Genomic DNA, 18,923 nt, shown 5'->3' on the forward strand with positions numbered 1-18,923 from the left:
TGAAAAAAAACTGTGTCTTTTTGTCTGTTTCTACATTGCAAAGATAAAATGAAGGTAGGGATCGGATAGTTAACACTTCGTTAATCTTTTCTGTATAGAGATTTAAATCTGAGGGAAGAGGTGAAATAATTTAAAATGAAATAATTAGCTGTTCAGGTAAAAATCCATGGTCAGATTCTTGTAACTTTCATGGTATACATGTCTTTCTGTCTCAATAATTAACACGTCTTCTTGGTAAATGGTTTCCCGGTCGGAAATCTGCATAAGCAAACGTTTGGGGGCTTTACCTGGATTAGGTAAAACCTTCGTTAATTTGTTAATAAACCATTTTTGTGTTTTAATGTGCCCTATAAAACTCTCTGCTTCCGTTACCGGGAGAATGACATGAAAGGAACCTCCCGGGAGTAAAAGTTTTTGTACCGCAATGAAAAGATCTTCGTGAGACAAGGTTGTGCAATGCCTTGCCAAAGTTCGTTCCGGCAAAGGGGGCGGTGTGGAGCGAATAAAAAACGGAGGATTGCATAGAATGGCGTCGTAGCTGTTTTCAGGAGAAAATTGTTGGATCGCTCCTAAAAAAAGCTCTATACGGTCAGCCCAAGGACTGCTGGTGATATTTTCTTTTGCCTGAGAATAAGCCTCCGGATCGATTTCGATAGCATGGATTTTTGTTTTCGGATTACGTTGAGCTGCCATAAGAGCGATTAATCCGCTTCCGGTTCCGATATCGAGAATGTGTTTTTTATCTCGGATGTCAGCCCACGCTCCGAGTAAAACTCCATCCGTACCCACTTTCATGGCACACTTTTCCTGACGGACGATAAACTGTTTGAACTGGAAATAAGAGTTGCCCATAGTTTTGGCTGAAACTTTATGTAGAAAAGATGTTTAAAAAGTGGATTAGTGAATTCTTTTTAAACATCTTTTTGAGAGGAATTACTTACTCTCTTCTTGTTTCTCTTCGTCAAATAGCAAGATCTTTTTTTCCAACAAGAGATTGTACCATTGTAACATCTTTTTCATGTCGGAAACGTATACCCGATCTTTGTCGTATTCCGGAATGATGGATTCGATATAATCGGTGATTTTGGCGGAAGACTCTTTATGACTGATGGTCTGACCTCCGTTTTCTTTTTCGTAAATGCGCTTGAATACTTCTTTCAGCGGCATATCCTCACCTTCAGTGTATATGGAAATATCCTCCAAAGCAATGATTTTGGCATTGGAATAAGCTGGAAAGCGTTTACCGTCAATTAACGATTCGACAATAAGGGCCTTGGGGGTGTTGTTGATCAATTTGTATAAACCCGGTTGACCTGATATGGATAAAATCTCTTTTAACATACTTTGTTTTTTTGATGTGTTATAAATGAGACTGCAAAAATACGAATCAATGTTTAAAAGTAAAAGTAAAAACAAAATATAATCGAAAGGCAAAGGGCGAAATAATAATCAGGGATGATATTCGCGTGGTTTTATAAACCTCGTTGTTTTTTTATTTTTTCATACGCTTGGTTGATGGCCGTGAATTTTTTTTCTGCAGCCTTGCGTACGTCTTCTCCCAAATAACTTACCTTATCCGGATGATTTTCCATAGCCATTTTCCGGTAAGCTTTTTTAATCGTTTCATTGTCAGCAGACGAATCGACCCCTAAAATGCTATATGCTGAATTTAAATCGTCATAATACATGGATTTGATGGATCGGTAGGTGGTGGGATCTACTCCCAACAGATCGGCGATTCGATCCAATAACCCGATTTCCCGGTTACATACGTTTCCATCGGCCTTGGCCAATCCGAAAAGAAAATAGAGTAATTGAATCCGGGCGTGTATATTCATGTTTTGTCGAATCTGGATACATACGGGTTCGATTCTGATCTCTTTATGCATAATCTCTTTGATCATGGCCAAAGCTTCCCGTTCTCCTTCCGGTCCGAAATTTTCTCTGAAGAAAGTTTTCACGTAATCCAATTCGTTACGTGTGATTTTTTCATCGGCTTTCATTAATGCGGTAGCCAATACGACCAAACTACATAAGAAATCTCCTCTTCCGGAGGTGGTAGGACCTTCTTGTGTCGTTTGGATGACGGCCGGAGAATCAAAAGCCGACCCGATAAAGAAACCGAATAACGCTCCGATAGGACCGCCCATGGCGAATCCTAATCCCGCTCCTATCCATTTTCCGTATTTTCCCATAATATCGTATATTGTATGAAGTCTCTCTCTAAGGAAACTTTCGACCTATTGTATTTTTCTTGCAAAAATATAAAGATTCCCGGACAATGGGACTGGTATTTTAAGCTTTTAGTTTTTTTACGATTTCGATGATTTGCTCCAGAAGATAGTCTGAATCGTTATTATGGATAACAAAGTCGGATTGTAGGCATTTCTCCCTATCGGGTAGTTGATTGTTGATACGTTCTATTATTTTTTCCCGGCTGACCGCATCCCGCTTCATTGCCCGTAAGATACGGGTCTCCCGATCTGCGGTGACGGTGATTATGTGATCGAAAAGCGGAGTTAATCCGGCTTCGAAAAGGATAGCCGATTCAAAAAAAAGAAAAGGTGTGTTCTGGGATTCACTCCATTCTAAAAAATCTTCCGTCACAACCGGATGGACGATTTTATTGACTTGATCGATCCTCTTTTTGTCATTGAATATGAGGGAAGCGAATTTTTTTTTATCTAATTCTCCCGTCGGCAGATAAACAGATTCTCCGAAGAGTGCGATCAAGTCTCTTTTTATTTCATGGCGGTGATTGATTAACCATGAGGCTCTTGTATCGCTGATGTATACTGGATAACCAAGAGCTTGGAAGATGCGGGATACGGTTGTTTTGCCGCTGCCGATCCCTCCTGTCAGACCGATTTTTATCATCACCGTTTATTTGATTTTTTTTCAATAAGAAATTCTACCTGTTCGGGCGAGAATGAGAGGTTCTGAATATAGGGAGGATATTTCCCGAGTGTTACGTTTAAGGCCGTCGTGTTTTTAGTGATCTGCTTATAATCCACACTGAACCTGAAACTCGTATCCGTGACTTGATCGTATCGGCTAAGCCCCACGTCGAACGTGACGTCTATGGCGCTGGGAAATAATCGCATTTGTAAAGAATCGGGTAAATTCTTTACGGTTAATGTCACATTTTTTTTAGACTCGGTGAAACGTTCCACTTCGATCAGAATTTTAGCATTATTGTCATCTATCTGAACACCGTGGATCTCTTCGAATGAGACATTTTTCGTAATATCTTTGGATAAATCTTTAAGTCGGACGGGAAGGGTGCATACGGACTGAATCGTATCGATAACGGAAGCCGGGCCGCTAATTGTTAATTTATCGGGTGTCACGGATATAGGATTTTTTAGCATGTACTGTTTTTTCAGTGTATACTCGACACGAGGTTGTACGGGGACGACCTTACTTTCGAATCTTGAAAATTGGAAATGTATGGTCTCCGGAGTGATGTTCAATAGTTTGATATCCGAGTTTAGTTGAGCGGCGATTCTGTCCTTGATGTCTATCGTATTCAGGGTATAATCCAGCATGTCTTTCTTGTCGAGTATGCCGTTGCTGTAACTGTTCACGTTGAAAACGATAGGTAGGAAAGAGGTTCCTATTTTATAGCGTAACAGGGCAAACCCGTGAGCCCTGATTTCTAACGTCATCTCTTGAGGCAGTTCGGAAACAAGTAATTTACCCTTGGGTAAATCCGTATATCTTACGGGGTATGTGATTTGTGTCGCGTACTCTTTGTTTAGCGTGTTTAAAAACCACAAAACTGTTGCAACGATGAGACATATACCATAAGTAATGATATTGCGTTTTAAATGCAAACGCTTCCGTTCTTTAAACAAATGACCGATTCTACCGGATAAATCACGCATATTCAGAGGTTAAGTAATTCAAAGATTAAGTGATTCGGAAATCACCTGATCACTTAATCTGAAATCTGCAAAAGTATTGTTTTTATTTGGCCGGAACATCCGTCATGTCCTTAACAATGGCTTCTTTGCTTACTTTTAATCTTGCCTGGCTTTCAACCTCGATGATAACCGTAAAATCGTTGATCTCAACAATCTTACCGAAAATACCCCCCGTAGTCATTACTTTATCTCCTTTTTGTAAAGATTCTCTATATTTTTTGAGTTCTTTTTGTCTCTTCATTTGCGGTCTGATCATAAAGAACCAAAAAACGATAACAATCAGGATTAAAGGTAAGAATGACATAATACCACCGCCTTGAGCCGCTTGCGCTTGTAATGTTAACATGAAAATTGTGTTCATAGTTTACTGTTTTGTATTAATTTTTAATATTTGCCGTTATTTTTAAAGTAAAACTTTTTTCCGGAATGTTTGCAAAGATATGAATAACTTTGTATTGTTTGCCCATTCGACCGGAAGAGTTGAATTCGACCTCGATTTTTCCTTCTCCGCCCGGGGGAATAGGTTTCTTATCGTATTTAGGAATGGTACATCCGCAACTGCTTTCCGTATGGGTGATGAGCAGATTCTTCGTACCCGTGTTTTTAATCTTAAAAGTGTGCGTGACAATTTCTCCTTTCTGAATCTCTCCGAAATTGAAGTGTGGATCTTCTATTTGAACTTTGGCAAGAGTATCCGTGCCTTGAACCGAGTCCGTGTGTAGAGTGGTGATTGAATTTGAAATCGTGTTTTCATCCGTTTGCTTTCTCTCTTTGTTATCACAAGAGCAGATCAAGATGATTCCTGTCAATATATAAATGAAAAACCTCCCCATAATCCTTATTTTTGCAACGAAAATACGATATTAATTTAAAATATGAGATGCCTCATGGAATAATTTTTATCTTTGATATCATTCATCGTTTCAAGACCGATATCGAGATGTTGCCGAACGAAATTCTGAGTTACCATCTTGTCTGAGGCCGTTGTTTTGATACCGTCTGAAATCATGGGGCGGTCTGAGATCAAAAGAAGAGCTCCCGTGGGTATCCGGTTTGCAAAACCCACGGTAAAAATAGTTGCCGTTTCCATATCGATGGCTAAGGCACGAGTGGTAATCAAATACTCTTTAAAACGGTCGTCGAACTCCCATACCCGCCGGTTGGTCGTGTATACGACTCCCGTGTAATAGCTTCTTTGGTTTTTGGTGATCGCTTTCGAGCAGGCTTTTTGTATACTAAAGGCCGGAAGGGAGGGGACTTCTCTCGGCAGGTAGTCGTTGGAAGTACCCTCTCCTTTGATGGCGGCGATCGGCAAAATATAGTCCCCCACGAGGTGCTTGGTCTTGAGGCCGCCGCATTTTCCCAAGAAAAGAACCGCCTCCGGTTCTATGGCGGACAATAAATCCAGAATGGTCGCGGCATTAGCGCTTCCCATTCCGAAGTTGATCATGGTGATTCCATTGCTGGAAACATTAGGCATGTTTTTGTCTATACCGACGATTGGTGTTTGAAATTTTTCTGAAAAAAGTTCCAAATAATAATCGAAATTAGTCAGTATGATGTGTTTCGAAAACTCTTCTAAAGGACGTCCCGTGTAACGGGGTAACCAGTCTTCAACGATATCTTTTTTTGTTTTCACATTCTCGGATTTTCAGATTATCTTTGTCCCTTCAAAATTAAAACAATATTATGGACGAAGAAAATTTTCGTCTGAAAATTTGAAAGTATGTTAGAAGAGTTAAAGGGTATTCGCATAGAAGAATATACGTATGATCTGCCTGACGAACGGATTGCCAAATTTCCATTGGAGAATAGGGATGCCTCTAAATTGTTGATATACGAGGGGGGGAAAATCCGTGAACGTCGCTTTTATGAGGTGCCTGATATGCTGAATGCCGGACAGACTCTGATCTTTAACAATACTAAAGTTATTTATGCCCGTATCCTGTTTCAGAAAGTAACCGGTGCCGCCATCGAGGTATTTTGTTTAGAACCTTACTTGCCGGCTGATTATGTCCGGAACTTTGCGGCTGTGAAGAGTTGTGAATGGAAGTGTATGGTCGGGAATCTGAAGAAATGGAAGGAAGGAACCATCGTATGTCCTTACCATTGGGAAGGAATCGAGGGACAATTGAGAGCGACCCGAATGAAGCAGGAGGGAAATGATATGATTGTTCGTTTCGATTGGGATAGTCCGATTAGTTTCAGCGAGGTATTGGAACATTGCGGTAAAATTCCCATTCCTCCCTATTTGAACCGGGATTCGGAAGAGGACGATAAGATTCGTTACCAGACCGTCTATTCTAAAAACGAAGGTTCCGTCGCGGCACCGACGGCGGGATTGCATTTTAGCCTATCTGTGCTGGATCGATTACGGGCAAAAGGAACAATGATGGGGGAATTGACGCTTCATGTGGGAGCCGGAACCTTTAAGCCCGTGAAAAGCGAGACCATCGGGGAGCACGCCATGCATACGGAACACATTGTCGTACAACGGGAATTGGTAGAGCATCTTTACGAGTGTCCGGATCATATTATTGCTGTCGGGACAACTTCTGTCCGTTCATTGGAAAGTTTGTACTGGATGGGTGTAAAGCGATTGGAAGGTGATAACGATTTTAATTTGTTGGAACAGTGGGAAGCTTATACTTTACCCCGGCATTACTCTTTGCGGGAGGCTATGGCCTCTTTGTTGCAATGGTATAAAGAACGGGATGCTGAAATGTTAAAGGCGCAGACAACAATCATCATTGTGCCCGGTTACCGGTTCAGGGTGATTTCCGCCATGTTTACTAATTTCCATCAGCCGCAGAGTACGTTATTGCTTTTGGTCGCTGCGGCCATCGGGGAAGATTGGAAAAAAATATATCGGTATGCCTTGGAACATGATTTCCGTTTTCTCAGTTATGGAGATAGTAGTTTTTTAAAGATAAAAAAGTAAATTTGCGTGATTTGTCATAATATTATCCGATGAAAGAACTGTGCCTGCCTGCATTCGATTATAAGGTGAAAAAACAGCAAGGTCAGATGCTGATTTTTGATATCGTTCGCAAACGGTATGTCGTTTTGACTCCTGAGGAGTGGGTGAGGCAGCACTTCATTCATTTTCTGGTGGCTTACCGGGAATTTCCTGTACGATTGATCGCCGTGGAAAAAGAGGTGGCGGTTTGCGGATTAAAACAACGATTTGATATCGTTTGTTATGATCGGCAAGGAGAGCCCTATTTGATCGTGGAGTGTAAGGCACCGACTGTATCTCTTTCACAAGTGGTTTTCGATCAGGCTTTTCGTTATAATCTTTCCGTTGGGGCTCGCTTTGTGGCCATCACGAACGGGTGTGAGCTTTATTGTGGTGAAATGACGGAAAGCAGAGTGTTCCGGTTATTGGCTGGTATCCCTTATTTCGGTGCTTGATTTTTATGTTTGTCGGAGTGAGTTCGAGCTTTTTAGAGTAATATTTTGACCTGTTGTGACCGATTGTGGTAACTTTTTTTTATTTTTACGGGGAAAGTTTATAAATATTCACTAAATAGCAGCGTTATGATTCCAGCATTTGCTTTGAACCCCGATCCGTTAGTGCGATTTTTAGGAAAAATTCCCAAAGAGTTTACAAAGGCCGATATTATTCGTTATATCATAGAGAATGATATTAAAATGCTTAATTTAAGGTATCCGGGAGCTGATGGCCGTTTAAAAACATTGAATTTTATAATAAACAGTCTGGAACATTTGGATGGTATTTTGAGCTGTGGTGAACGGGTGGACGGTTCCAGTCTTTTCCCTTATATAGAAGCTGGAGCGAGCGATCTGTACGTGGTTCCTCGTTATAGAACCGCTTTTTATAACCCGTTTAGTGAGGTCCCTGCTATTGATATTCTTTGCAGCTTCTACGCGAAAGACGGAAAACCGTTGGAGATGTCGCCGGAATATACCTTGAGAAAGGCGCATGAAGCCCTTAAGGAGGTTACGGGAATGGAGTTCGAGGTGATGGGAGAATTGGAATATTATGTAGTGAGTAATAAAGAAGAGCTTTTTGGGGCTTCGGATCAGAAAGGATATCACGAATCGACCCCTTTCAATAAAGGGCAGGAGCTGCGGGTGTTGGCGATGAAATATATCGCCGAAACCGGAGGTTTGATTAAATATGGTCACTCGGAGGTAGGAAATTTCACGAAAGATGATTTGATGTATGAACAGAACGAAATAGAGTTTCTGCCGACGACTTTGGAGGATGCCGCGGATCAATTGATGATTGCCAAATGGATATTGAGGACATTGGCTTATCAATATAGGGTGGACTTGACATTTGCCCCTAAGATTACGGTCGGTAAGGCAGGGAGCGGATTGCATATTCATACCCGTTTGATGAAGGAGGGAAAAAATCAGATGATTCAAGACGGGGTGTTGACCGATAATGCTTTAAAAGCCATTGCCGGTTACTTGGATTTAGCTCCTTCTTTGACGGCATTCGGAAATAGGAATCCGACCTCTTATTTTCGGTTGGTGCCCCATCAGGAAGCCCCGACTACTGTTTGTTGGGGGGACCGGAATCGCTCGGTACTGGTTCGTGTGCCTTTGGGGTGGACAACCGGAGCGAATGAAATGGTAAAGGATGCTAATCCTTTGGAAAAGGTGTCCCATGTGGATCATAGCGTGAAACAGACGGTGGAGTTTCGTTGTCCGGACGGCTCGGCAGATATATATCTGCTGTTGGCCGGTTTGGCCGTGGCGGCCCGTCATGGTTTTGAGATGGAGAACGGATTGGATTATGCAAAAGAACGCTATGTGGATGTAAATATATTCGATGAAACGAATAAAGGCGTTGTCGCCCGGTTGAGTCAATTACCGACCTCTTGTGTCGAGTCTGCTGATTTCTTGCAGAAACAACGGGCTGTATTTGAGGAATATGGCGTGTTTGCTCCTCGTTTGATCGATGGAACCATCGAAATGCTGAGAAAATATAATGACCGGACATTGCGTCGGGACATAGGAGAGCATTCCGAGAAAATCATGGAATTGGTCAATCGTTATTTCTATTGCGGATAGACAATTGACAATTGTAGATTTGATGATTCGGAGATTCCGTGATTGAATTTGATGTTTTGAATCACGGATTCGATTCGTTGTTTTAATTGTCAATTTGCAATTTATAATCTACAATTAAAAGGTTATCTTCGCGTAAATGTTAATTAAGTGAGTTATGCAACAAAATATAGAACATCCGGAAAATGACGCTTGTTACGAGGGGTTGGCTGTTAATAAAGGAATTGAACAGCCTGATCCAGTGAATCCGGCTATCCTTGAAAGGCTAAAGCAGATTAAGAAAAAGACGTTGACCACGGACGATTACGTATCAGGTATTTTCCGAGGGGATATTAATATTTTAAGTCAAGCGATTACCTTGGTCGAGAGTGCCCGGGTCGATCATCAGGCGGTGGCTCAGGAGGTGATTAACCGTTGTTTGCCGAACACGGGGAAATCGGTACGAATCGGTATCACGGGAGTTCCGGGGGCTGGGAAGAGTACCTTTATCGAGGCTTTCGGTAAATTCTTAACTGCCCAGGGACACAAGATTGCCGTGTTGGCTATCGATCCGAGCAGTGAACGTTCCAAGGGGAGCATTTTAGGAGATAAAACCCGGATGGAAGAACTTTCCTGTGATCCTCATGCTTATATCCGGCCTTCCCCTTCTGCCGGATCGTTAGGAGGTGTGGCCCGCAAAACAAGGGAGGCGATGTTGCTTTGTGAAGCTGCCGGTTTTGATATCATCCTGATTGAGACGGTGGGAGTGGGGCAGAGCGAAACGGCGGTACATTCCATGGTGGATTTTTTCCTTTTGGTACAAATTGCCGGTGCCGGAGATGAATTGCAAGGCATCAAACGAGGAATCATGGAGATGGCCGATTCTATCATTATCAATAAAGCCGACGGAAATAATATCACCCGGGCCGAATTGGCGAAGGTGCAATTGCAAAATGCTCTCCACCTTTTCCCGCCTCACGAATCGGGCGTCGAACCTCAGGTGATGACTTGCTCCGCCTATGAGAAGACGGGTATCGATAAGATATGGGAAAACATTTTGCATTATTGTAGTGAAACCCAACAAAACGGTTATTTCGAACACCATCGAAGCGAACAAGCTAAATACTGGATGTACGAGACGATTAACGAGCAGTTACGTAATCGCTTCTATCAAAACCAAAAAGAAGCAATCAAGGAGGCAGAACGGCAGGTTCGGAATAACGAAGTCAGCTCCTTTGCCGCGGCATTTCAGTTGTTAGATAACTATTTTAATTGTAAATAAGAAAGAATTGTGATTTGGAGATTAATAGATTCCGTGATCGGGTGATATTTATTGATTTCGTGATTTCATTTTAATCTCCCAATCATTATATTTCCCGATATACAAACACCAATCTTTTTTAATCATCTAATCCCTTGTCCCTTGGTCCTTTAATTCTATCGTTTTTTGAATTGTCGACCGGAAATGTTGGTTTGAATTTTACCGTTTTTCGGGTATCCAATTGGATGCACTTTCCGCTATAAGGGCTATATGCTTCTCTCGGGGGACGTTCGTGCGGGAAGAAAGCACCGAATCCCATCAGGGTAATTCTCTCTCCCGATTGCAGGGTTTCCATGATGCAATCGATCATGGCCTGTACGGCTCTGCCGGCTTCTGTTTTCGTGATGCCGCTCCGGACGGCTACTTGATGGGCTAATTCTCGTTTATTCATGAAGTGTTATTAGTTTTTTCTCTGTTATTCTCTGATACAACGAACGGGTGCGGCCAAAGAGTTGATATCGTCGCCGTCGTTTAGAAAGGCATTTGCATTTCCCGGAGCCAAAAGCCCCACGTTGTGTGCCGGATCGTGAAAAATATCGATTACACTTCCTCCGTTTCCCCAGTACATACCGTTTGAGTAGTAATAGGGGTTGGGTGAGGAGGTCGGATACCGGTGAGCGTGGGTGGAGGTAAGTCTTCCGGATGCCTTAATACGGTAGCCGGGGCAAGGCAGGAAAAAGGTTTGGATTAGGTCTCCTTCAACGTCTTCTTTTATTAGTAGGATACCGGAGCACGCCAGCGGGTCTTCCGGGTCGTTTATCCGTCCGTAAAATATTTTATTGAAATAGGCGGCAATGGGTTCTCCCGTAGGAATAACCGGATCTCCGATGTTTCCGCTTGTGATTTGCCCTTTTAAGGTTGCTATAGCCGTTTGTCCGGGAACTGTATAGCCGGCGGGACTGATCGTCCAGGTCCCTGTCGACTGTCCTTGAACCTGATAGCCTGGGTAATCTATCCCTATTCCCGGGGTGATGGCGTCGTAATGAGTAGTCGTGTGCATTTGATAAAGGCCTCCTGGGACGTCCGGCCGGAGTGTGAAATTTCCCGGGGTATTCACGTTCCGGGCAGCCCAGTAACGGCTCCCGATCTGAATATCACGGAATCCCTGGTGCACATAAATGGTGTGGGTGGCATTGGAGAGGCCGTAGGTAATCACGATCTTTCCGTAACGGTCGTTGCCCGTAGTATTGGGTAAAAGCCGATAGGTAAAGCGAACAACCTTTTCTCCTGTTATACTTCCTGTGCCCAAGTCGGTAGCATCGTATCCCCCGATGCGGATAAAATCGTCTCCTTGCGTGACCGTGGCGGTCCAAAGTTCTTTCGTGTCATCTAAAACCACAGGGTAGATGCCGTCGTCATTATCATCCCGGTAGATACCGATAATACCTTTTCCGGTTATCCCGTCGAAATATTTGGATTGTTTTATGGCTATGATCTCGTCTTGGAAACCTTCGGCGCTTAGCTTGACGTACATGGTTCTGTAAGTGTTGTTGAGATGTTCTCCATAATATCCCGAAGAGGTCGTTAACGCAAAAATAACGGTTTGAGCAGGTTGCCCCGTTTGTACGGAAGTACCCGGGGCGGTAAAACTTGCGCTTCCGGTTTGTGCGAGGGTAATGTTTATGTTACCGGTCGGGTTGGCCGTGTCTACCGGTAAAGTGACGGGTATACGGATGCTGCAATCTTTTTCCCACCCTACGTAAAAGACGGAGCCTACCTCGAAGCGAAGCAACCGGCTTTGCCGGATGGAGATTTCCCGGGAGAGGTTTCCCACGGTTACCCGTATTTTGGCTTTTCGGGTTCCGGCGGCGGAAAGGGGAGGTAGCCGGAGAATCAACTCGCCTGACGGATTAAGCGGCAGAAATTCCCCGGCCGTTTTTCCGAGAATAAAGTCCTCGCCTGTCGTTGTGCCAGATTCTTCGACAAGGGTACACCGGATGTCGTCGAGGGTGGGTATCGTTCCGGTAACGCCGTTTATGCGGGTAACGGCCATCCGGGTAATCGTTACGTTTCCTTCCGTTTCCGTGGGTTCTAACAAATTAATGTCGGAGCGGGTCAGTTCCAGGGAGTATTGTCCGTTGGTAATCACATCTTTGATGGCCGAGTCTTCGTTAACCACGGTAGTTACACGGATATGATTGAAGGGAGGATACCGTAGGGCCTCGTCCAGGGTTGCGTATCCCGGGCCGTCGATCTCGAGGATCCGAATGTCGTATTGGTGGTTTCTCTTGATATCCAACGGAGTGTAAGCGGGAGGGTTAACCTGGGCAAGTGCGATTCTGTAAAAAGTGGCGGCGGTACTACCGTATTTCCCTTTCAGTATAAGATAGGGAGAGGCATTGCTTTTTCGCTCGTAGGCGTGGACGACGGCAGTTTGTCCCGAAATCCGGGCGTTGAATATTCCTGTCGTTGCCGAAGCGGGTTCAGTGAGCGTTGCTGGGGCGGAGGGAATGATCATTCCGGCGGTAAACGTGTTGTAAAGTTTGATGTCATCACAAACGAAATTGGAGATTCCGTTCCAGGAGATACTGATTCGGGCTGCATCCCGGATGACTTCGATCGAAGGAAGTGTTGTGAGAGCCGCAATGTCCGGGAGATGGATACTTCCCCACATGGTGTAATCCGTGTCTCCGGAAATGTTATATTCTTTACGGTCGATCAGCATCCCCCGAACCTCTCCTTCGTGCAGTCCGGCGAAATCGCTTGCAGAAAAAGCGGAGAGATTGGCATTTATCAAATAGTGTAAAGTACGTTCGTTCGTCAACGACGGATCGACGGAGAGCGTCAGATCATAGGTATACGTGCCGGGTATTCCGATCGCCGGGGATAGGTTGACGGCTTTTTTCCATTCTAAAAATATGCTGTCTTCCGAGAACACGAGCACGTCTATCGTGCTCAGGTCGCTACGGACCGTTCGGGCTGTCGGCGATACGGTCAAAGAGGGAGGGACGGATAGGAAGCCTTTTAATGTTGTGTGCTTTTTCCTTGTTTCCGGTTCCAAAGAGGGATCGGAACAAGCCCCGTGCAGGACGAAAAGCAGGATTAAAAACAGATAATCTCTTTTGTTCATGGCTATTTTGTTATATCGTGAACACAAATCAGACGGGCTGATGTGGCGTAGTTTCCTGTGGAAGTGGTATTGTCCGTCAAATTGACGATCGTGTACTCCGAACTACCGGTGGACAGTTGCCGGGCCGACCAGTAGGAGGCTCCGGAGACGAGGTTCGTGAAAGGAGCCACGGTACGGTTTGGGGTCCCCGGGGTATATTCCGCTTCCAGAGCCTTGTAGATTAATTGTAGTTCGGCGACGGTCGGTACCCGCCACCCGGGTCGTCCGTCTATGGTCGGCACGGTGAGGTTTCTGGCGATTTCATCCGGGTGATGAGGAGTGGTTCCGCCTGTCACCTCTTGCCCGTGAATATAGATTTGAAATCGGGGGGAAATTTTTTTATTCCCGCCTGCGGTGGGTTCGGTAACCCCATGGGTGGTTACAGGTATTGACAAGTCGACATCCCCTTCCCCGACCCGTGATTCGAATACGGTAAAATCCGGAACTCCCGGTGTGGCTTCCTGGAAAGAGGAGTTGGGGTATTGTCTGAACGTGAGTTTTTTCTCGAGTATACCGGAAGTGATGCTCACGGTGATGCCTCGTGTTGGAGTGAAAGAAGTAAGAGAAGGGAGAGTCGCTTCGATTCTGTTTTCATTGGCCAAAGAGTACGAGGGAGGAATGAGAACGGTTACGGGTGCGTTGTTGTTGTCGATGGCCGTTATTACCGGAAATCGGTTGGTCTTTAATTTGAAATCGAAAGAGGTACCCGTGAATTCGCCCTCGGTTTTGGACACTTGTATAAAATCGTTTACAACGGTTACATCCGATGATTCGAATGTCCACTCTTTGATTTCGATCCGGTTGCCGGTTAACGGAGTTGCTGTTTGCGGATTGTTTGCACCTAATTCCCGTACGATCACTTGAATGTCGAATAGGCTGTTACGTGCTATTGCCCTGTCGGAGAGGGGAATTTTATAGTAGTTATTCGCTTGGAGTATATTGTTTTGATCGATGTAAGGAAGTTGTAGAGTTATAAAGCTCTCTTCTCCGCGATCGTTCCATGGATTTTCCAACGTATAAAGAATGGTGGAGGTTTGGGATTGTAGTACGCCTTCCGCTGAAGGAGGGGAAAATGTTATACCGGGAAGGAGGGAATTCAAATCCTGATGGTTGATGGTGGACGTGGAAAGTGGCCTGAGCGGATCCTCCACGACCCGGCTTCGGGTGGAAAAATGTTGCCTTTTCAGTTCGATGTTTTCGTTTTTCCAGACTTTCCATTGTTCCTCGGGAGTCCCGTCAGCCTTAAGGGGAGTAGCCAAGGTGAAACGGAGGCGTATTTTAACGGCAATTCGTTTCAAAGATAACGCGATGAACGGGTAACGATTGATATTGTACGGGATAGCTTCGTTATTATGTGTTTCCATGATAAATAACGTGTTTGGAGCGTTATTCATGGCATGCTTTTCGTCGGTCAATTTGTTTTCCAACACGGATAGCTCTGTCGGAGGTGTTATATCGGTATGGTCGAAATTGGCCAAAGCGTATACCCATATATTATCCGTGGGGTTTAAGTCGCTTAAAGCAGAAACGGGAATCGTGATTAGCCCGTTTCCGTTCAGGGCTGTTGTAACCTCCGCTCCTGTTCTGGTGATTTTGACAATGATCTTTTTCTCTCCTCCTTCTTGTCGGACAAAAAAGAAAACCATCTCGTCGATTTTGTTTTCCTGTAAAGGGTCTTCGCCAGATTCGGAAACGGATCGTGCGACCGTTTTTTCTTTCGGGGTGCTGAGCCGGATATAAATGTACGTCTCTTCCGGTTCGGGAGTGGAGACCGGGGAGTGACAACACCAGAATAGCGTAATGGCGGAGAGGAGTAGATATATCTTTTTTAGCATGCTCATGTCTTAAGGTATTTGTCGAATGGTAATTACTGCACCGGGAACTCGTTTATTGTCCACTGTGATGTATACTTTAGTTTCATGATTCGGGTCTGTTCCGGAATTATAGGGCCGGGTCGGTCGGACACTAAATTTCAGGAAAGGCGGATTGGTTCCTGAATGCGGAACCTCACCGGAGGTGACAGATTCGGGTGTAAATTCAAAATCGTAGCCGTTCGAAAGCGATACGTGCCACCTTCGACCGATCGGGTGTCTCAGGCGGATTCCGATACGCGTGGCTTCGGATTCTCGTAATTCGATGGCGGCAGGCAAAGTTCCTATCGTTATGTCGTCGATCCATGTCCCCCATTCGTATTCCGTCGGTCCGAATTCTTCGGTGACCGTATCTTTGTTCCAGGGGCGGATCTCGGTTTTAACATAAATGTTTTCGGGCGTCCAATTCCGAATTTCCGCGTTTACGGTCAGGGACGAGTTCCGGGGAATGGCATAACTTATGATATCCCCGGGTGTTTTTTGGTATTCTAAAATGGTAGAGTAGGTATGAGATTCGGAAGTCTCCGTGTAGTATGGTGAAGAATTTGTACCTGTTAATTGCCTTTGAATAACCTTAAAATGAAGCGGTAACCCTTCGTTTAAATCGTAAGGATTTTCCGGGAGATTTTCCGGTATATAAAAAACGGTTGTTGCGCTCCTGTCGTGGGTTATTGAAATTTTACGCGTGTTTATAAGATTGATATAAGAAGTCCAGCTATCGGTAGTACTTGTTTTATGTATTACCGGAGTCGTTGTACCGAGTATGCGAGGATTACTTTTGGATATCAGGGAGTAGTCAGGTGGCGAAGAGATGTTGAAGGCATCTATGATGTAACAGCTTGCGATTCCTGTAGGATCACTCCACCAGCTTGTTGCGTTTGTGAAAACGGCCGGTGGTAATTGATTCAGGTTTACCGTCACCCGGGAAAGGGTACGAACCAGAGAGATGTTGATTTCGTTTCGACTATAGGGTTTGATTGCTTGATTCAAAAGGTTTGCCGTCATCAAAAAAGGGGTGGTTTCGCTTGGAGTAAAGAGGGTAGTGTAGGTTATTTTTAGATCGAGCAGTTGCTGTTCGGTCGTGACACCTGCGAGTCGGGCGGCGAGACCCGTTTCCGAGTCCTCGTTGGCCACGAGGTAGATATTATGCTTGCCGGGGGTAGTTTCCGTCTCGATCGTGATCGAGGTCCGGTCGGAGGGATAGTAGCCGGATACGGGAAAGCGTTGGTTGTTGGGGATGGATGTGTTCGTGAGGGAGTTGTTGTAACGACTGATACTGCCGTCGGGATCGAAGATCAATACCCGGACGGTTTTTACCCGGTTGTCGACATTGGTGGCGCTGATATTCGTATTCGGGTTGGAGAGTGAAAAGGAGACCGTCGATCTTTTGGTTTCGGGTGCGATGTTTTCCTCCTCTCTCGCCGGGAATGAATCTTGGCAAGAAAACATCAAAAACAGGCCGAAATAAAAGAAAATGATTCGCATGGTCTTTTCTGGTTACCAGATAATGGTTTGGTTAATTACTTCTCCCCACGGTTTTACCACTACATGAACGGAAAGACTCGTGGTGGCAATGTAGATGACGATGTTCATGGTTTGATTGGCCGCGGCTTTTGCCGGTAAGGGCTCCGAGTGGATGACTTTTCCGTCCCGGAGGATGTCGAGGGTCATTTGTTGTTTTATGGAACAGGGAAGCAGATTGCGTATTCCGCTATACCAGGCTTTCTTTCCGTGCAAGATTTCGGGACGGGGATCGAAACGGTAGTCCACGGCCTCTCCCCCGGATTTACCGTGAAAGTCCAGACCTTCTGGAGTGTGCTTGAGTCTGAAACGGATATCGCTTTCTCCCAATCCCTGATCCATGTCGTAGCAGGTGATGGCCACACTGCCCACGCTCCGACAAAGAGTGACGGTTTGGATGCGCTCTTCGTCCGGTTCGTCGCAAGCCAAGCGGGTTATCCCGTGAAAAAGGTCGGAAGGAAAGTTGACATACTCCCCGTTACGTGTCAGCAGTAGCCGGCAAGCCGCAAGAGCGGGTTCGTCCGGAATGGAAAATGTCTCTCTCGTGTCGTCCTGGTTTCCCCAGATCACCACGGTAATCGAATCCCGGGTGGGGTATTCCAATTCGATGGGTTGCTGTTGTTGAATGGTGTTTCCGGCTATTCTTTGCTGTTTCACGAGTCGGCCGTCCTTGTCAAAAATAAAAAGTAAGCCTTCTCTGACAGGATATGGACGGGTTGCTGCTGCTTTTGCCTGAACGTCGAGCTTGACGTATAGCTTTGCCCGGAAGACCGATGGGGGACAGTTGCTCAGATCATCCCGGATACAACCGGAACATAGGATACAACCTGCCACTCCTATTTTCGTGATCAATGACTTTAACATGGTCTCGGTTTAAGACTGCTGTTCTCCGGAGTGAACAGCGGCTTTGGTTTTGTTTGCTTTATATTTTTTTAAGATTACCATATTACGCTTTGTGTAATGGGCGTATTCCAAGGTTCGAGTGTAATTTGAGCGTCTAACCAGGCATTGACCGCAACCCAGGGATTGTTTGCTCCTTTACGGGTGATCGTTACTTGGATGTCGTAAACGTTGTTGCGGATGATGGTGTACTCCTGTGTTTGTCCCGTGTTTACATTGATGATGATGGGATAATAGACGGTTTCTCCCTCTCCGGCTACAGAAGGGTCATCTTTCCATTTTCCTTCGATGACTAACATCGTGGAGGCCTTGTGGTCGGTGATGACGGAATATTCACCGCTTGCTGCTTCGTTACCGTTATTTTCGAACAGGTAGTAATAGAGGGGAGCCGTGGAGCTTACGCCGCCGTTGGGCCAGTTGTCGGCTAATGCTGTTGTCGGGGTAATCGTCGTCGGATCTTTAGGAATGGAGTGATAGCTGCCCGGGTAGAGCGTATTATTCTTAAAGGGTGTTGTTCCTCCCGGATTCGATCCGTAAACGAAGTTTTCAAAGCCGTTTACCTTTAACGAGGTTCCTGTCAACTTGGATTGGTTCTTGCCGTTTAGAATATAGACTTTGTTAATTGTCAGGTTGGTGTTGATAGAGGTCTCCTTTTCGCATCGGGTTAACATGACTTTGGCTACGATGCGTTTTACTTTAAAATCGTCACCCACGCTGGTGCCTGTAGTCGGAGAAGCCCCGTATCCCAACGCGTTTTGGCCTGCTTGTAAAGAGCTTGTCGTTGCCTTTCCTGCCACGGTGGAGTGCGAGAATTGGTTGGCGATGTTTTCAATTGCCGGAAGCTCGTCAACCTTCGTGATTGTGGACAGGTCGAGCATGGTGGTTCCGTCGGCTGCGTAGACATTACCGAAAGCGTAGACGTTGTAAGACTGTCCAGCTGTGACTAAAATGCCTTTGACTTCCGTCACGGAAGTCGTAGCTCCTTCGGCCTCGGCTTTTCCGTAACCCGCCTTCACGCCGTTGGCAAACACAAGTATCTGCAGGTTTTTAATATCTATACTTTCATGGGCATTGTGGGAGGAACCTGTGGCTTTGGCGGTTGGGGTTCCCGATACGCGTACGCTGATTGATGCGGTCCCTTCCGGTTGGGGTTGAGGGGCGGTTTTGTCGTCGGAACAGGCCCCGAAAAGAAGTGTTGTCAGGGCTAATGTCCAGAATTGAAATTTTTTCATGATCTTTCTTTTTGTTATTAA

Annotated in this window: 18 protein-coding genes; 4 read left to right on the plus strand and 14 right to left on the minus strand. The window is 45.1% G+C overall.

What is annotated here, in order from left to right:
• Positions 1 to 144 precede the first annotated feature (144 nt).
• From DMB45_RS11800 to DMB45_RS11835, 8 genes are all read right to left on the minus strand, one after another.
• A complete protein-coding gene (locus tag DMB45_RS11800) occupies positions 145 to 852 on the minus strand; it encodes a tRNA1(Val) (adenine(37)-N6)-methyltransferase (RefSeq protein ID WP_110688793.1) in 708 nt (235 codons plus the stop codon).
• Between the two features lie 81 nt (positions 853 to 933).
• Positions 934 to 1,341 carry a DUF5606 family protein gene (locus DMB45_RS11805; protein WP_041504265.1) on the minus strand — a complete coding sequence of 136 codons (408 nt, stop codon included), beginning with the start codon at positions 1,339 to 1,341 and terminating at the stop codon, positions 934 to 936.
• 131 nt (positions 1,342 to 1,472) lie between these two features.
• On the minus strand, positions 1,473 to 2,195 hold the full coding sequence (locus DMB45_RS11810; protein ID WP_041505101.1) for a TerB family tellurite resistance protein: 723 nt from the start codon (positions 2,193 to 2,195) through the stop codon (positions 1,473 to 1,475).
• Positions 2,196 to 2,295: 100 nt separating this feature from the next.
• Positions 2,296 to 2,877 carry a dephospho-CoA kinase gene (gene coaE / locus DMB45_RS11815; protein ID WP_041505102.1) on the minus strand — a complete coding sequence of 194 codons (582 nt, stop codon included), beginning with the start codon at positions 2,875 to 2,877 and terminating at the stop codon, positions 2,296 to 2,298.
• A complete protein-coding gene (locus DMB45_RS11820) occupies positions 2,877 to 3,887 on the minus strand; it encodes a CdaR family protein (RefSeq protein ID WP_041505103.1) in 1,011 nt (336 codons plus the stop codon). The genes coaE and DMB45_RS11820 overlap by 1 nt, the downstream gene beginning before the upstream one ends.
• Before the next feature lie 82 nt (positions 3,888 to 3,969).
• Positions 3,970 to 4,287: a preprotein translocase subunit YajC gene (yajC, locus tag DMB45_RS11825; RefSeq protein ID WP_181416518.1), complete on the minus strand. Its 318-nt coding sequence runs from the start codon at positions 4,285 to 4,287 to the stop codon at positions 3,970 to 3,972.
• A 16-nt stretch (positions 4,288 to 4,303) separates the two neighbouring features.
• On the minus strand, positions 4,304 to 4,759 hold the full coding sequence (locus DMB45_RS11830) for a DUF1573 domain-containing protein (RefSeq protein ID WP_110688794.1): 456 nt from the start codon (positions 4,757 to 4,759) through the stop codon (positions 4,304 to 4,306).
• Between the two features lie 35 nt (positions 4,760 to 4,794).
• Entirely contained in the window at positions 4,795 to 5,565 is a 771-nt protein-coding gene (locus DMB45_RS11835; protein ID WP_041505105.1) for an AMP nucleosidase, read from the minus strand.
• 87 nt (positions 5,566 to 5,652) lie between these two features.
• Here DMB45_RS11835 and DMB45_RS11840 point away from each other — a divergent pair, with 87 nt between their 5' ends.
• The 4 genes from DMB45_RS11840 (at position 5,653) to meaB (ending at position 10,230) form a co-directional block, all read left to right on the plus strand.
• Positions 5,653 to 6,867: an S-adenosylmethionine:tRNA ribosyltransferase-isomerase gene (locus tag DMB45_RS11840; protein ID WP_041505106.1), complete on the plus strand. Its 1,215-nt coding sequence runs from the start codon at positions 5,653 to 5,655 to the stop codon at positions 6,865 to 6,867.
• 29 nt (positions 6,868 to 6,896) lie between these two features.
• Positions 6,897 to 7,340: a type I restriction enzyme HsdR N-terminal domain-containing protein gene (locus DMB45_RS11845; RefSeq protein WP_041504272.1), complete on the plus strand. Its 444-nt coding sequence runs from the start codon at positions 6,897 to 6,899 to the stop codon at positions 7,338 to 7,340.
• Between the two features lie 126 nt (positions 7,341 to 7,466).
• Positions 7,467 to 8,972 (plus strand): glutamine synthetase family protein, encoded by a 1,506-nt coding sequence (locus DMB45_RS11850; RefSeq protein ID WP_110688795.1) that lies wholly within the window; start codon positions 7,467 to 7,469, stop codon positions 8,970 to 8,972.
• 154 nt (positions 8,973 to 9,126) lie between these two features.
• On the plus strand, positions 9,127 to 10,230 hold the full coding sequence (gene meaB / locus DMB45_RS11855) for a methylmalonyl Co-A mutase-associated GTPase MeaB (protein ID WP_110688796.1): 1,104 nt from the start codon (positions 9,127 to 9,129) through the stop codon (positions 10,228 to 10,230).
• A gap of 118 nt (positions 10,231 to 10,348) precedes the next feature.
• On the opposite strand, the gene DMB45_RS11860 is transcribed toward meaB, so the two are convergent.
• The 6 genes from DMB45_RS11860 to DMB45_RS11885 all read right to left on the minus strand — a co-directional run bounded on the left by DMB45_RS11860 (position 10,349) and on the right by DMB45_RS11885 (position 18,902).
• The gene (locus DMB45_RS11860; RefSeq protein ID WP_052634809.1) at positions 10,349 to 10,660 is read right to left on the minus strand and encodes an HU family DNA-binding protein; all 312 of its coding nucleotides are present in this window, start codon (positions 10,658 to 10,660) and stop codon (positions 10,349 to 10,351) included.
• A gap of 24 nt (positions 10,661 to 10,684) precedes the next feature.
• Complete coding sequence (locus tag DMB45_RS11865; protein WP_041504274.1) at positions 10,685 to 13,339, minus strand: hypothetical protein; 2,655 nt, start codon at positions 13,337 to 13,339, stop codon at positions 10,685 to 10,687.
• A 2-nt stretch (positions 13,340 to 13,341) separates the two neighbouring features.
• Positions 13,342 to 15,219, minus strand: a complete 1,878-nt coding sequence (locus tag DMB45_RS11870; protein ID WP_041504275.1) for a hypothetical protein — start codon at positions 15,217 to 15,219, stop codon at positions 13,342 to 13,344.
• Positions 15,220 to 15,222: 3 nt separating this feature from the next.
• Positions 15,223 to 16,734: a fimbrial protein gene (locus DMB45_RS11875; RefSeq protein WP_041504276.1), complete on the minus strand. Its 1,512-nt coding sequence runs from the start codon at positions 16,732 to 16,734 to the stop codon at positions 15,223 to 15,225.
• Between the two features lie 12 nt (positions 16,735 to 16,746).
• Positions 16,747 to 17,634: a FimB/Mfa2 family fimbrial subunit gene (locus DMB45_RS11880; protein ID WP_041504277.1), complete on the minus strand. Its 888-nt coding sequence runs from the start codon at positions 17,632 to 17,634 to the stop codon at positions 16,747 to 16,749.
• Between the two features lie 74 nt (positions 17,635 to 17,708).
• Positions 17,709 to 18,902 (minus strand): fimbrial protein, encoded by a 1,194-nt coding sequence (locus DMB45_RS11885; protein ID WP_041504278.1) that lies wholly within the window; start codon positions 18,900 to 18,902, stop codon positions 17,709 to 17,711.
• Between the last annotated feature and the right edge of the window lie 21 nt (positions 18,903 to 18,923).

The sequence above is a fragment of the Sanguibacteroides justesenii genome (assembly GCF_003204205.1).
GTDB lineage: Bacteria > Bacteroidota > Bacteroidia > Bacteroidales > Marinifilaceae > Gabonibacter > Gabonibacter massiliensis.